This window comes from Lacisediminihabitans sp., assembly GCF_043726815.1.
GTDB lineage: Bacteria > Actinomycetota > Actinomycetes > Actinomycetales > Microbacteriaceae > Lacisediminihabitans.
The window spans coordinates 74,201-88,010 of sequence record NZ_JAYSJZ010000050.1 but is presented as its reverse complement, the minus strand read 5'-3'; the positions used below and the strand labels follow the sequence as shown (position 1 = coordinate 88,010).

At 67.3% G+C, this 13,810-nt stretch carries 15 protein-coding genes; 5 read left to right on the top strand and 10 right to left on the bottom strand.

Features of this window, described 5'->3' with window-relative positions:
• Window positions 1-628, top strand: a 628-nt coding sequence (locus ACHZD8_RS06170) for a histidine phosphatase family protein (protein ID WP_394769285.1), incomplete at its 5' end; no start/stop codon positions are given.
• Between the two features lie 24 nt (window positions 629-652).
• Here the strand turns inward: ACHZD8_RS06170 and ACHZD8_RS06165 are convergent.
• Window positions 653-1,294, bottom strand: a complete 642-nt coding sequence (locus ACHZD8_RS06165) for a dihydrofolate reductase family protein (RefSeq protein WP_394769284.1) — start codon at window positions 1,292-1,294, stop codon at window positions 653-655.
• An 88-nt stretch (window positions 1,295-1,382) separates the two neighbouring features.
• Window positions 1,383-1,934 carry a GNAT family N-acetyltransferase gene (locus tag ACHZD8_RS06160; protein ID WP_394769283.1) on the bottom strand — a complete coding sequence of 184 codons (552 nt, stop codon included), beginning with the start codon at window positions 1,932-1,934 and terminating at the stop codon, window positions 1,383-1,385.
• A 120-nt stretch (window positions 1,935-2,054) separates the two neighbouring features.
• Here ACHZD8_RS06160 and ACHZD8_RS06155 point away from each other — a divergent pair, with 120 nt between their 5' ends.
• The gene (locus ACHZD8_RS06155; RefSeq protein ID WP_394769282.1) at window positions 2,055-2,477 is read left to right on the top strand and encodes a VOC family protein; all 423 of its coding nucleotides are present in this window, start codon (window positions 2,055-2,057) and stop codon (window positions 2,475-2,477) included.
• A gap of 11 nt (window positions 2,478-2,488) precedes the next feature.
• Here ACHZD8_RS06155 and ACHZD8_RS06150 read toward each other — a convergent pair whose 3' ends face one another.
• Entirely contained in the window at window positions 2,489-2,683 is a 195-nt protein-coding gene (locus tag ACHZD8_RS06150) for a hypothetical protein (protein WP_394769281.1), read from the bottom strand.
• 551 nt (window positions 2,684-3,234) lie between these two features.
• Here ACHZD8_RS06150 and ACHZD8_RS06145 point away from each other — a divergent pair.
• Window positions 3,235-3,378 (top strand): hypothetical protein, encoded by a 144-nt coding sequence (locus tag ACHZD8_RS06145; protein ID WP_394769280.1) that lies wholly within the window; start codon window positions 3,235-3,237, stop codon window positions 3,376-3,378.
• Between the two features lie 192 nt (window positions 3,379-3,570).
• Here ACHZD8_RS06145 and ACHZD8_RS06140 read toward each other — a convergent pair whose 3' ends face one another.
• From ACHZD8_RS06140 to ACHZD8_RS06110, 7 genes are all read right to left on the bottom strand, one after another.
• Window positions 3,571-4,497 carry an aldo/keto reductase family oxidoreductase gene (locus ACHZD8_RS06140; RefSeq protein ID WP_394769279.1) on the bottom strand — a complete coding sequence of 309 codons (927 nt, stop codon included), beginning with the start codon at window positions 4,495-4,497 and terminating at the stop codon, window positions 3,571-3,573.
• 43 nt (window positions 4,498-4,540) lie between these two features.
• Window positions 4,541-4,741 (bottom strand): hypothetical protein, encoded by a 201-nt coding sequence (locus ACHZD8_RS06135; protein ID WP_394769278.1) that lies wholly within the window; start codon window positions 4,739-4,741, stop codon window positions 4,541-4,543.
• 89 nt (window positions 4,742-4,830) lie between these two features.
• Complete coding sequence (locus ACHZD8_RS06130) at window positions 4,831-5,067, bottom strand: DUF167 domain-containing protein (protein WP_394769277.1); 237 nt, start codon at window positions 5,065-5,067, stop codon at window positions 4,831-4,833.
• 107 nt (window positions 5,068-5,174) lie between these two features.
• Window positions 5,175-6,089, bottom strand: coding sequence for a carbohydrate ABC transporter permease (locus ACHZD8_RS06125; protein ID WP_394769276.1), 915 nt, complete (start codon window positions 6,087-6,089; stop codon window positions 5,175-5,177).
• Entirely contained in the window at window positions 6,086-7,009 is a 924-nt protein-coding gene (locus ACHZD8_RS06120; protein ID WP_394769275.1) for a carbohydrate ABC transporter permease, read from the bottom strand. The genes ACHZD8_RS06125 and ACHZD8_RS06120 overlap by 4 nt, the downstream gene beginning before the upstream one ends.
• Window positions 7,006-8,424, bottom strand: coding sequence for an ABC transporter substrate-binding protein (locus ACHZD8_RS06115; RefSeq protein ID WP_394769274.1), 1,419 nt, complete (start codon window positions 8,422-8,424; stop codon window positions 7,006-7,008). The genes ACHZD8_RS06120 and ACHZD8_RS06115 overlap by 4 nt, the downstream gene beginning before the upstream one ends.
• A 204-nt stretch (window positions 8,425-8,628) precedes the next feature.
• The gene (locus ACHZD8_RS06110) at window positions 8,629-9,477 is read right to left on the bottom strand and encodes a helix-turn-helix transcriptional regulator (protein WP_394769273.1); all 849 of its coding nucleotides are present in this window, start codon (window positions 9,475-9,477) and stop codon (window positions 8,629-8,631) included.
• Window positions 9,478-9,531: 54 nt separating this feature from the next.
• Between ACHZD8_RS06110 and ACHZD8_RS06105 the strand changes: the two genes are divergently transcribed.
• Both ACHZD8_RS06105 and ACHZD8_RS06100 read left to right on the top strand, forming a co-directional pair.
• Complete coding sequence (locus tag ACHZD8_RS06105) at window positions 9,532-12,153, top strand: family 78 glycoside hydrolase catalytic domain (protein ID WP_394769272.1); 2,622 nt, start codon at window positions 9,532-9,534, stop codon at window positions 12,151-12,153.
• Between the two features lie 157 nt (window positions 12,154-12,310).
• Window positions 12,311-13,681, top strand: a complete 1,371-nt coding sequence (locus tag ACHZD8_RS06100) for an NAD-dependent succinate-semialdehyde dehydrogenase (RefSeq protein WP_394769271.1) — start codon at window positions 12,311-12,313, stop codon at window positions 13,679-13,681.
• The last annotated feature ends 129 nt before the right edge of the window (window positions 13,682-13,810 follow it).

The following is a 13,810-nucleotide window of genomic DNA, read 5'->3' as shown; positions in this document are numbered from 1 at the left end:
CCCCGCTCCCGACAACCCTTCGGGGAAGTTGGTTTTGTTGCGCCATGGGGAGACGGAGTGGTCCAAGGAAGGACGCCACACAGGACTCACGGATGTTCCGCTCACTGCTCGCGGTGAGGAGCTTGCCCGCGGCGCGGGTCGGTTGGTCGCTGGCTACGATTTCTCACTGGTCCTGAGCTCGCCTCTGCAGCGCGCGCAGCGGACCGCCGAACTGGCGGGCCTGCATGCCGAGGTCGATCCGCTCCTCGTGGAATGGGACTACGGCGGCTACGAAGGGCGTACCTCGCGCGACATTCGAAGCGAACTCGGCTACAACTGGAGTGCTTTCACCCACGGCGTGATTCGTGGGCAGACGCCCGGCGAGACTGTGGAAGAGGTCGCCGCGCGCGCCTCGCGCGTGCTTACCCGAGTGCTGCCCGCGATGGCGGAGGGAGATGTCGCCCTGATCGCGCACGGCCACTTTCTGCGCATCCTGACGGCCGTGTTCCTGCGGATGGCCCCACGGTTCGCGGCCCAGATCACTCTGGATGCCGGATCAGTGTCCGTGCTCAGTTTCTACCGCGAGCAGCCGGCCATCCTTTCTTGGAACTATGGACCCGAGCTGCCCCTGGTCCCCTCGGAGTCCTGAGCTCTTCATGAATTGAGCCGATGCTCAGCGACTGAAGGTCACGTGGATGACGCCGCTCTCCGCGACCTCGGATGACACGTCGTACCCGTCCTCGAGCAGATGCAGATCGTCCCAGAGGCGGGAACCGCGGCCGAGGACGATGGGTGTGAGGGCCACGTGCAGGCGGTCGACGAGCCCGGCCCGGAGGAAGTCGCGCACCACACTCGCTCCCCCGCCGATGCGGATGTCGCCGTCACCGGCCAGCCGCCGTGCCTCCTCGAGCGCCTCCTGGGGAGTCGCGGTGCGGAATTCGAACCGCGTGCCGTTCGGGAACTCCATCGGAGGGCGCGCAGTGTGGGTGAGGACGAGCACGGTGAAGCCGAACGGCGGCTCCTCTCCCCACCAGCCACGCCAGTTGGGGTCGTCCGGGTAGGTGTGGAATCCGAACATCCCGGCGCCCATGATCTCGGCCCCGATTCCCTCGAAGTAGGCCTGCGCGTAGCGATCATCGACCCCGGTGGTGCCCAGGCCGCTCCCCTCGTGCATCACCCGTTCGCGAAAGGTGCGCGTCGCGACGTACGGGGCGACCAATCGGCCCCAGTCCTCGCCGAACACGTTTTCCGGAGTCTGGTCGGCGGTGACGGCGACGCCGTCGAGGGAGAGATTGAGATCGGCGCGAACGGCCATGGTGCTCCTTGGTCGGTAAATGCAGTGGTGTCTAGGTAGTCACGGCTCCCGCGCGCTGTCAACTCTCGCGGAGAGGGAGGGCCAATGGTCAGCCTCGCGCGGTCACAGACTCCGAGCGCAGAATCGACCAGACCTGCTTGTCGTGGAAGATGTCCCCGACCTTCCACGCCTCGCGCAGCGTGCCTTCGAAGGTCATCCCCAGCCGCCGAGCAACGTCCGCGCTGCGCTCGTTGTCCGCGCGGCAGCGCCATTCGGCACGGTGGATGCCTCGCACGCCGAATGCCCAGTCGAGCAGGGCGCGGCAGGAGAGCGTGATGAGCCCTCGACCCTCCGCATCCGGCTGCAGCCAGCAACCCAGCTCGCACGTGCCGGCGGCCGCGTTCAAGTCCACGAACATCACGCCGCCGACGAGCACGCCCTCGTGCCAGATGCCGAAGATCCGCGCGCCGTCACGCGCCGTCTGCTCGGCGTAGCGCGAGAGCGTCGCGCGGGCGCCCGGGACACCTTCGGAGAGGAAGCTCGGACCGACCCACGGGCGGATGTGCTCACGGGCACGGTCCAGGTGAGCCGCGAACTCGGTAGCGTGCCAGACCTCGAGCGGGCGCAATTCGGCGGTTTCGGTCAGCTGTACGGCGAACATCGACTCAGCCTCTCACATCGCTCTCCGCCGCACGGAAGCGGTGGCCAGGCAACACCCTTCCCCTCGCGCGGTCACGGTGGAAGAGTGGAGCCGCCCTCATCAAACTCGAAGGAGACCATCATGACCGTCACACTGAATCCGTACCTCAGCTTTCGCGACAACGCCAGGGAAGCCATCACGTTCTACAAGTCGGTGTTCGGCGGAGAACTCGTCATCAGCACGTTCGACGACTTCCACGCCAGCCAGGATGCGTCCGAGGCCGATCTCGTGATGCATTCCGCCCTGACCACAGACACCGGTCTCACGCTCATGGCCTCGGATACTCCCCAGCGCCTGCCGTACAACCCCGGCAACAACATCTCCATCTCGCTGAGCGGGCCCAAGTCAGACGAGCCGGCAATGCGCGGCTACTGGGAGAAGCTCATCGAGGGTGGCACCGTGACGATGCCCCTGGAGACGGCGATCTGGGGCGACTCCTTCGGCATGTGTGTCGACAAGTTCGGCATCCCGTGGCTCGTGAACATCGCCGGAGCGCCCGCCTGAGCAGAGCTGGCTCAGCCCGCCAACCACGCCCACCAGGACCTCTTGGCGCGGGCTCGACACTCGGGAGCGGCGTTCAGCAGCAACTCCAGGTACTCGCGCACCGCCGACTCCGAAATGAACGTGGAATTCCCGCACGCCTCGCAGACGCGAATGTAGTGATGGGTCGCCAGACCGACCCCGTAGTACGGGTTGTGGACTGTCTTCATCCAGCCGGCGCACTCCGGACAGTGCATGGGTTGTGCGAACCGGCTGGGGATGTTCGGCCCGACGTCCATCACGAGCAGACAATCGAGTCGAAGTGGGACACGGACGATCGACGCCGGACTGCCGGGGAAGGCTGAGACACCGTGCACCTGCAAACGAGTTTTTTGGCGAGGCGCTGACGCGCCTCTGTGATTCACCGTTACAGGTCGATGTGTGGACGTGCTGTCGAGACTCCCCCAGGCAGGGCACGTGGTCGAGGAAACCGCGTTCTGAACGACTGTCGAGCCCGACTCGGTTCCCCAAGTGGACTCTAACACGCGCCGGCTCCGATCGTCGGAAAGCGGATTCCCCGCAGCCGACGGGCGACAGTGCCTTCTCGTCGGGGTCGACCGGAGTCCAGCCGAACCATCCGTTGTCGGTGGGAATCACCGCCCAGTCCCCGCAGACCCAGACCTTGTCCACGTAGACCGACTTCGGCGACCATGGCTCGTCGAAGGTGGGCGCGGACTGCCGGTCAATCTCCGCGCATCTGGCCGGGTCGAGCTTCGTCTTCGTGTCTGCCCGCAGGATCGCCGGGTCGCCGGTGGTCGACTCGTGGGTGCGGATCTCGGTGGCATCCGCCGGCAGCCACGGCACCGACCTGTTCCAGTTGCCCGCCAGGTCCGTCGTCGAGCTGAACGTGTGGGATGCCTCGTGATGCAGTTGCTCGGCGATGGCGGTGCAGCCGGTCAGGCCGAAGGCGGCAAGCACGCCCAGGGCGAGGATGGTGGCCGAGCTCGATTTGTTCATTCCTCCAGACTGCGTTGCCGCAGCTGAAGAAACATCACTCCGAGGTCGTGCCGCCATCCATCGCTCTGATGACCTTTTCGCGCTGGGGCGAACGAGGTCGCTACGGCAGGATGTGGCCCGCGGCGGTGAAGAGCCGGTACCACTCCTCGCGGCTGAGCGGAATCTCCGACCCGGCCGCGGAGTCCTTCACCCGCTCGGGCTTGGTCGTTCCCAGCACGACCTGGATGTTGGCCGGATGCCGGGTGATCCAGGCGACGGCGATGCCGGTGGGCGTGACTCCGTGGGCGGCCGCGATCTCATCGAGGGCGTCGTTGAGCGGCCCGAAGTTCTCCCGGTCGCCGAGGAACACCCCGTCGAAGAAGCCCTTCTGGAACGGCGACCAAGCCTGAAGCGTGATGTCGTTGAGGCGGCTGTAGTCGAGGATCCCATTGTCGCGATCGATCGACTGGTCGAGCCCCGCCATGTTCGCGGCAATCCCGGCCGCGATCAGCGGCGCGTGCGTGATGCTCAGCTGAACCTGGTTGAAGGCGAGCGGCTGGCTCACGGACCGCTTGAGGAGTTCGATCTGCCCGGGGGGCTGGTTCGACACGCCGAAGTTGCGCACCTTGCCCGAACTGTGGAGCGTGTCGAAGGCCGCGGCGACCTCGTCGGGCTCGACCAGGGTGTCCGGACGGTGCAGCAGCAGGATGTCGAGGTACTCGGTGTTGAGCGCCTCGAGCGACTCGTCCACCGTGCGCAGGATGTGCTCCCGGGAGAAGTCGAAGAACCCGTTGCGGATGCCCACCTTGGACTGGATGATGACGGTCTCGCGGTCGGCCGGCGTGAACGTGACGGCCTCGCCGAAGCGCCTCTCGCATCCGTGTGCGCCACCGTAGACGTCGGCGTGATCGAAGAAGTTGATGCCGGCATCGCGTGCCGTGCCGACCAGAGTGCGGATCTCCTCGTCGTCGAGTTCGGAGATCCTCATCAGGCCGAGGATGACGTTCGAGGCGTTGAGGGTCGTCTGCGGCGGAGTGAATGTTTTCATCGGTCCATTCTCCCGCACCCGAGCGACTGGCCTCGCCGTGCGGTCAGGCGCCGATGGCCAGCAGCACGTGATAGACGACGTAGACCGGCCAGACGAGCGCCTGCAGCAGCCCCAGGATCACGGCCCAGAATGTGCCGTCCGAGGTGGAAATGAAGTAGATGGCGGCACCGATGTACGCCAGCAGGAAGGCGAATCCCCACTGTCCGTCCCGCACCGTGACCCGTGTTCTGCCGTCCGTCGCCATTCGATTCTCCGCTCATCCGAGATCTTCTTGACTTGCCCATCGGGCCAAGGCTAACCGGGCCGGACGTGGCCCGACAGGTCCGAAAGTCCTCAGTCCGCCGGCTGCGACCCGCCGATGCGCACGCGCTTCGCCCGGGACGCCTGGCCGTGCAGGATGCTGACGGCGCTCTTCGGCACGCCGAAGTGCGCGGCGAGCACCCCGATGAGGGCGTCGTTCGCCTTCCCGTCCACGGCCCGTTCCCGCAGGAAGACCACCAGACGATCCTCGCCCTCCTCGACGAGGGGTCCCTTGCGGCTGCCGGGCTTCACCCAGACCGTGATATCCATGGCGACTCGCCTCGCGCTTGCCGGTTGCCTCTGCCGCCTCCCACGTTAGCCAACGGGGACGCCCCCAGGAGCCGGAGCGCGCATCGGGCACGACTCTCGTGGCCACGTCAGTCCTTGATCCCGGACATCGTGATCCCCTGGATGAAGGTCTTCTGGGCAAAGAAGAACAGCACAATCACCGGCACCAGGATGAGCGTGCTCATCGCCATGAGCGGCCCGGGCGAGGTGTCGCCCTCCGCCCCCTGGAAGAAGGTGAGGCCGAGCGACAGGGTGTAGGTGGAGGTGTCTCCGAGGTAGAGCAGCGGCCCGAGCAGGTCGCCCCACGACGCCAGGAACTGGAACAGGGCCACGGCCGCGAGGGCGGGCTTGCAGAGGGGCAGGATCACCTGGAAGACGATGCGCAGCTCGCCCGCGCCATCCACCCTCGCGGCATCGGTCAGGGCGTTCGGGATGCCGAGGAAGAACTGCCTCATCAGGAAGATGAAGAACGGTATGCCGAAGAACGTGGGCACGATCAGCGGGAGGTAGGTGCCGGTCCAGCCGATCTGGCGGTAGGCGCTGAAGAGCGGGACCATCGTCACGTAGAACGGGACCATCATCGTGGCCACGAGCAGGCCGAACAGGCCGTTGCGCCAGGGCCAGCGGATGCGGGACACCCCGTAGCCCACGAGCGCACTCGAGAGCGCCGCCCCGATCATGCTGGGGATGCAGATCAGCAGCGTGTTGAGCAGGTAGCGCAGGAAGGGAAACGCGCTGAGCCCGTAGGTGTAGTTGCCGGTGGTGATCTTCTTCGGGAACCAGTCGACGGGGAAGGCGCCGATGTCGGTGATCGTCTTGAACGACCCGCTCGCCATCCAGAACAGCGGCATCAGGAAGATCACGCTCAGCACGATGAGCAGCGCGTGTTTGGTCATGGCCTCGGCGATGCGCGGCCAGGTGAGCCGCCGATGGGCGGGAGTCGCTGGACGGCCGGACTTCGCCCCGGTCGTGTCGAGCGCACGCCGTGTCGAGATGGATGTCATGAGGCTGCTCCTCCGTAGTAGACGCGTCGGCCCATGAGCCGGTACGCGGCGATCGACACGATCGCGATGATCACGAACAGCACCCAGCCGATCGCGCTCGAATACCCGAGTTTGAAGTTGTAGAACGCGTTCTGGTAGAGGTACACCCCGGAGACGAGGGTCGAGCCGGCCGGTTCGCCCGAGCCTCCCGTGAGCACGAACGGTGGAGCGAAGTACTGGAACCCGGCGATCAGCCCGGTGATGGTGGCGAAGAGCAACTGCGGGCTGATGAACGGCACGATCACGTTGCGGAACCGCTGCCACCATCCCGCGCCGTCCAGCTGCGCCTGCTCGAGCAGATCGCTCGGCACCCCCTGCAGGCCGGCCAGCAGGATGATCATCAGGTTGCCGACGCCCCACAGGCCGAAGAGGATCAGGGCGGGCTTCGACCACGCGGGGTCGCTCAGCCAGCCGGGGCCCTTGATGCCGAAGACGCTCAGCACGTTGTTGATCACGCCGAACTGCGGATTGAGCACATAGGCCCAGATCACCGCCGAGGCAACGATGGGCACTATCGAGGGGAGGAAGAAGATCACCCGGTAGATTCCGAGTCCCTTCACGTTCATGTTGAGCAGCAGCGCGAGGCCGAGCGCCACGGCGATGCCGAGCGGCACCGAGACCGCAGTGAGCACCAGGGTGTTGGCCAGCGAGAGCCACCACTGGTCGTCGCCCATCAGCTGTCGGTAGTTGTCGAACCCGATGAACCGCTTCGCCCCGCCGAGCAGGCTCGCCGTGGTGAAGCTGTTGATCAGCGAGTTGACGATCGGGTAGCCCATGAACAGGATCAGGCCGATGATGGCCGGCGATGTGAAGGCGAGCCCCCAGCCGAAGTTGCGGCGCTGCGTGCGCGTGCGGGGAATCCAGTGGGTGAGCACGCTCATGATTGGTGATCCTTTCTGAAGCGATCCCATTCGGTGTTGACGTTGTCTGCGACCTTCTTCATCGCCTGCTGGGGGGTGAGCTGGCCGAAGATCGCCTGCCCCACGTAGATGTCGAGCTGCTGTCCATAGGTGCCGGCGACGGGGATCGTCGGTCGCACGTTCTTGCAGCTGCTCAGGGCCTCGGTGAAGATCGAGAAGAACGGATCCTTGGCCAGGGTCTTGAGCACGGGCGAGGACTTCAGCTCGGGAACGGCCCGCTGCTTTTTGAAGTTCTCGATCGTGCCCTCGGCGGTGGTCGTGGCGAACTGGATGAAGTCCCACGCCGAGTCCGGATACGCGGCCCCCTTCGGGATGAAAACGGACCAGCCGCCCAGCCAGGTCGCGCCGCCCGGCTCGCCGAGGCCCTCCGCGTATGGGAAGAGGCCGGACCCCAGCTCGACCTTCGGGGCGTTCGTCTTCACGTTGCCCGCGTCGGTCGCGGTCATCGGGGCCATGCCGATCGTGCCGCCGGCGATGGCGGGGAGCACCTGCGTCGGAGAGGTGACCGCCAGGTGGGCGGCGCCGCCGACGCGTTTCGCGTAGTCGCACATCCAGGTCAGCGCCGTGATGTTGTTCTCGTGGTCGGGGGTGACCGTGCCGTTGTCGTCGGAGACGAACTTGCCCCCGAAGGCGTAGCCGAGCGTGTACATCGAGTTGCTGTAGCCGTAGTACGACCACGGGATGGTGCCGACCTGTTGCACCCGGCCGTCCTTCTTCTTGAGGATTGCCGCGCTCATCCGGTCCATGTCGTCGATGGTCTTCGGACCCTCGTTCGGGTCGAGTCCAGAGGCCGAGAAGAGCTTCTTGTTCCAGAACAACGGGAAGTTCACGTCGACCATGCCGGGGAGGGAATATACGGGTCCGGTGATCGACATCTGAGACCAGACGGCAGGCACGAAGTCCTTCTCACCGAGGCCGGACCGCTGGAGATACGGATCGAGGTCGTTCATCACACCCAGCCCCGCGAACTGCGGATACTGCTCGGGCTGCACGAATGCCACGTCGGGCGGCGAGCCGGCGGCGATGGAGGTGAGCAGCCGCACCTGGCTGTCGGCGGAGGCTGGGGCGTAGGTCACCTTGACGCCGGTGTGCGTCTGCGACTTCTCGTAGAGCTCGGCGATGCTGACCCAGGCGTTGCCGGTCATGCCTCCCCAGATGTTGAAGATCTCGATCGTGCGCTCCCGCCCGGGCCCCGCCTCCCTGGCCAGCCGGTAGCCGTCGGTGCTGGCGCTACCGACTCCGCCCGACACCACGGTGCACGCCGACAGTCCAGCGGCCGTCGCGCCACCGAGCACCAGCGCGGCGAGAATCGTGCGCCGCGGGACGTCGGTGGGGGCGGGGTGGGTGCGCGGAATCCGCGACCATTGCGGCGTCATTGCCGTCCTCGAAATCGACACTCCATCGTGTACTCCTGTCGTCATCAACGCGAAGTGACGCCGCAGACACTGCCTGCCGCATCGGTTGAATCGTTACAGTACGGACGCCGACGGAGCCGCGTCAAGGTTTTATTCAAAACGATGGATTTATTAGGCATGCCCGTCTTCTCCGAGTCGACCTCGACTTCGACCCCGCCGTGACGGTCAGATGAGCGGCGCGCGCCGACCGTACCGGCTGGGCGGAACGCCGTATTCGGCCTTGAAGACGCGGGAGAAATACAGGGCGTCGTCGAAGCCGAAGTCCGCGGCGATCTCGCCGATCCGCCGGTTGCTGGTGCGCAGCATCCTGGCGGCTCCGGTGAGGCGTTCGTGTCGAATCCAGTCCCGCGGAGACCGGCCGGCAAAGCGGCGGAATTGGCGCTCGGCGGTCGAGACGCTGCACGCCCCCACCCCGGCGAGCACCTCGGTGGTGAGGGGGGTCTCGAGGTGGGACCTGGCGTACTCCTGCATGGCGGTGAGGCTCGGCGGAACCGAGTCGTCCGAGCCGCTCTCCACTCGGAGCGCGGCGATCGTGCGACCGATCAGGAGGCCGAACGCACGCATGCCCGCCTCGTCCGGATCCCGCTCGGTGAACTGGTCGACCGCCGACTCGCCGAGCCTGATGAGCCGCTCGGCCGCCGCGCCGGAATAGACCCGCTGGCGCGAGAATCCCGGCCACTCCACGTTCTGCCGCAGCGGCGAGGAGTTCAACGGATCCTGGTCGCCGTGGCCCGCCCGTGGTTCGATCGGCTCGCCGGGCGCGTGCCAGGGCAGCAGGTGCACCGCTCCGGTGAGGAAGGGATCCCGCCGGTCCGCGAGGTAGCGGATGTCGTGGCGCCAGGGCAGCAGAAGAACCACCCCGGGTTCGAGGTCCAGGGTTCCCCGCGCAGTGACCACGCGGCCCGCCCCGGAAATTCCCCAGAGCATCATGCGGCTGCCGATCACCCGCACCGAGAAGTCCTGGCCGGGGCTGAACTGGTAGTGGTTGGCGTGCACCATCACGGTGGATTCCACCAGTGCGCCAAGGGCTCCTCCGCCGGGTGCGCCGCTGTGGTCCATATTCTGCACGTGAAGTCCTATTCGAATGCGTCGGGCATCCATATCGTAGCTTCTGGTGCTCACGCTGTCGCCGGTGCGACGCCGTCGCTCGCGACCCACACGGAGCACGCCCAACCCGACGAAGGAGTCAGCGATGCCGCGCGGGTGCTGGTCGCGGAGGCAGACCCGGTGAGCGGGTCGAGTTCCACGGTCTGGGACTCCGGACTCGAGCGGTACCGGCCGGGGGCACTCCCCCAGCTGCGCTATGCGGGACCACCGCTGCGGTCGCTCACGCGCTACGAGTGGAGGGTGGAGGCTACGGTCGGGGGCCAGGTTGTCACCGCGGACGCATCCTTCGTCACCGGCCTCGCCGGCGAGGCCGACTGGCTGGGCGCCCGCTGGATCGGCGGCGACGCCCGGGCAGACAGCGCACGGCACCTCGACCAGGACCGGCCGAGCACTCGCGACCTCGCTCGGAGCGGCCGGCTCGCCGCCCCGCTGCTTCGGCGGGAATTCTCACTCTCCGCGGAGCCCGTGTCCGCGATACTCGTCGTCGCCGCCGGTGGGTACGCCAGGGCCACGATGAACGGCCGGCCCGTCTGCGACGACGTGCTCTCCCCCGGCTTCACCGACTACGACCGGCGGGTGCAATACGTCGCGACCGAGGTCACCGCGCTGCTGCACGAGGGCGACAACGCCATCGGTCTCGAGCTCGGGCGCGGCTTCTACGGCATGACGAATCCGAACACCTGGTCGTGGCACAAGGCGCCCTGGCACGACGAACCGTGCGTGCGGGCGTTGTTGCGGATCCGGCTGGCCACGGGAGACACCCTCGACCTCGTGACCGACCAGACCTGGCTGACCACCGGTGGGCCGACCGTGCTCGACGACCTCTACGGCGGCGAGATTTACGATGCCCGCCGCGAGCGGCCCGGCTTCGACCGACCTGGCCACGATGCCTCGGACTGGTCTCCCGCCGCCCCGGCCGACGGCCCACGCGGAACGCTTCAGGCCCAGACTCAACAGCCGATCCGGGTCACCGAGACCCTCCCCGCCGCGGCGGTGACCGAGCCTCGCCCCGGCGTCTTCGTGATCGCGTTCCCTCGCGTGATCGCCGGCTGGGTGCGGATCACCGTGCGGGGCCGAGCGGGCGACCGCATCGAGTTGCGCTACGGCGAGCAACTGACGGCAGACGGCACTCCCAACATCGACGACGAGAAGGGGTACTTCTCCGACGGATTCCAGACCGATGTCGTGACACTCGCCGGCGGCACGGAGAGCTGGGAATCGCGCTTCTCCTACAAGGGCTTCCAGTTCGTGCAGGTGACGGGATGGCCGGGTGGCGCGCCGGAGCCCGGCGACATCGAGGCCCGGGTCGTGCACACCGACGCCGCGGAGACCTCGACCTTCGAGGCATCCGAGGCCCGGTTGGCACGCATCCACCGCATCGTCGTGGACACGATGCTGAACAACCTCCACGGTCTGCCCACGGACACCCCCAAGTTCGAGAAGAACGGCTGGACGGGGGATGGCCTCGTCGGGGCCGACATGTTCCTCACCGACCTCGACTCGCGGGTGCTGCTCGAGAAGTGGGTCGACGACATCGCCGACACACGGCCCGACGGAGGCGCGCCCGCCCTGATCGCCCCGAACGCCGGGTTCTTCGGGGTCGGCACGAGGGCGCCGGTCTGGCACGCGGCCTACCTGCTCGTGCCGTGGGACCTCTATCGCCACACCGGTAGCACCGCGGTGCTGGAGCGGCACTTCGAGGGAATGGCCGACTACCTGCGATTCGAGCTCGGCCGATCGCCGGGCGGAATCGCCGACACCATCCTGGGCGATTGGGTCAGCCCCGAGACCGACCCCGGAGGCGGCAACGCGCCGGAGGACAGTCGAGTGCCGGCGACCGCGTACCTCTTCCGGATGCTGGACGTGCTGGCGCAGGCCGCCGTCGTTCTCGACAGGCCGGCCGATGCCCGCTCGTGGCGCTCCGAGGCGGAGCGCGTTCGCGCCGCCTTCGTGCGAACCTTCGTGGACGCCGACGGCGGAGTCGTGCGCGGCGAGAACGACGACGGCTACCGCCAGACCCACAACGCCCTCACCCTCGCGTTCGGCATCCTGACCGACAACGACCTTGCCGAACGGGTGGCCGCGAGGCTCGCCGCGGAGGTTCGCGGCCGGGGCTACCGGCTAGACACGGGGGCGCTCGGCACGAAGTACCTGTTGCCGGTGCTCAGCGACTGGGGCCACACCGAGACGGCGTTCGCCGTGGCGATGCAGACCGACTTTCCGAGCTGGGGCCACTGGCTCGCGAACGGGGCGACCTCCGCCTGGGAACACTGGAAGCTCGAGTCGCGCTCGCGCGGTCACTACTTCCTGGGCACGATCGACGACTGGTTGACCGGATGGGTCGCCGGGTTGCGCCCCGGGGGGCCGGGCTGGCGGGAGATCATCGTGGCACCCGCGCTCACGGACTCTCTCGAGCACGCCTCGGCCTCCGTCGAGACGCCATACGGTCGCGCGAGTGTCTCCTGGCGCCGCCTCGCCGGGGCACTGACGATGGAGGTGGAGGTCCCGGTCGGGGCCACGGCACTCGTCACGGTTCCCGGACTCGGTGCGCAGCGAGTGGGCGCCGGCAGCTGGACGTTCTGAACGGCGGCCGCCCGTGGTCGCGGCACAGGTTCATCCCGTAGATTTCTCCTGAGGTTTCGTTGAAACGAAGCGGTGGACGAACCGGACCGGTGCCCGATGCGAGGACGCAGCGCGCGACGGACGGGGAGCCGCCGACGAGAGATATCGAGGAGCAAGCATGAGCGAATATGTCGTCACCAATCCTGCAACCGGAGACCGCGGACCCGTCTTCACGCCGGCCACGGATGCCCAGCTGAACGATGCCCTCGGCGCGGCCGAGACTGCCCACCGCACCTGGTCGAGAACGACGACCATCGGCGAGCGCGCCGCCCTCGTGCAGCGGGTCGCCGATCTGCACGTCGAGCGCCGCGAGGCCCTCGCCGAGATCATCGTGCGGGAGATGGGCAAGCCACTCGAGCAGGCCCTGGGCGAGGTGGACTTCAGCGCGGCCATCTACTCCTACTACGCCACCAACGGCGAGAAGTTCCTGGCCGACGAGCAGATCGAACTGCTGGACGGGGAGGGCAGCGCATTCGTGCGCCGCTCGTCGCTCGGCCCCCTCCTCGGCATCATGCCGTGGAACTTCCCCTACTACCAGGTGGCCCGGTTCGCCGGACCCAACCTAGTGCTCGGCAACACCATCCTGCTGAAGCACGCCGGTCAGTGCCCGGAGTCGGCGGCAGCGATCGAACAGATGTTCACCGACGCCGGATTCCCCGCGGGCGCCTATCGCAACATCTACGCCTCGAACGAGCAGATCGCCGAGCTGATCGCCGATCCTCGCCTCGTCGGGGTCTCGCTCACCGGTTCGGAGCGGGCCGGCGCCGCGGTGGCGGAGGTCGCCGGGCGCAACCTCAAGAAGGTGGTGCTCGAGCTCGGCGGGTCGGACCCGTTCATCCTGCTCAGCACCGACGACCTGGACGCGACGGTGGATGCGGCCGTCGCGGGTCGCATCGACAACAACGGCCAGGCCTGCAACGCGGCCAAGCGCTTCGTGGTGATCGCCGACCTGTACGACGACTTCCTCGAGGGCTTCACCGCCAAGATCACCGAGCCCGTGCCGTCCGACCCGATGGCCGAGGGCACCGTGCTCGGGCCGCTGTCGTCCGCCCTCGCCGCCGACCGCCTCGACGAGCAGGTGGAGCGGGCCATCGCCCAGGGCGCGACCGTGGTGGCTCGGGGAGAGCGCAACGGCACCTACTTTCCGTCGGTGGTGCTCACCGGCGTCACCCCCGAGATGGACGCCCACCACGAGGAGTTCTTCGGACCCGTCGCGATCGTCTACAGCGTGGCGAACGAGGAGGGGGCCGTGACCCTCGCGAACGACACCCCGTTCGGCCTCGGCTCCTACCTCTTCTCGACAGACCGCGAGCAGGTGCTGCGCGTCGCCGACCAGATCGAGGCCGGCATGGTGTTCGTGAACGGTGTCGGGCTCGACAGCCCGGAGCTCCCGTTCGGCGGAATCAAGAGGAGCGGCTTCGGGCGCGAACTCGGCCGGTTCGGCATCGAGGAGTTCGTGAACCGCAAGATGGTTCGCATTCTCAAGTAGCGCCTCGGGGGAACCCGTGAACGTGCTCGTTTGTCGCTGGTGTGCGCTGCCCGCTCGCGACAAACGGGCACGTTCGAGTGAGCTCCTGGCGATTGCCGAGGATGCCGACCTGTCCGTCTAGGGACGCCG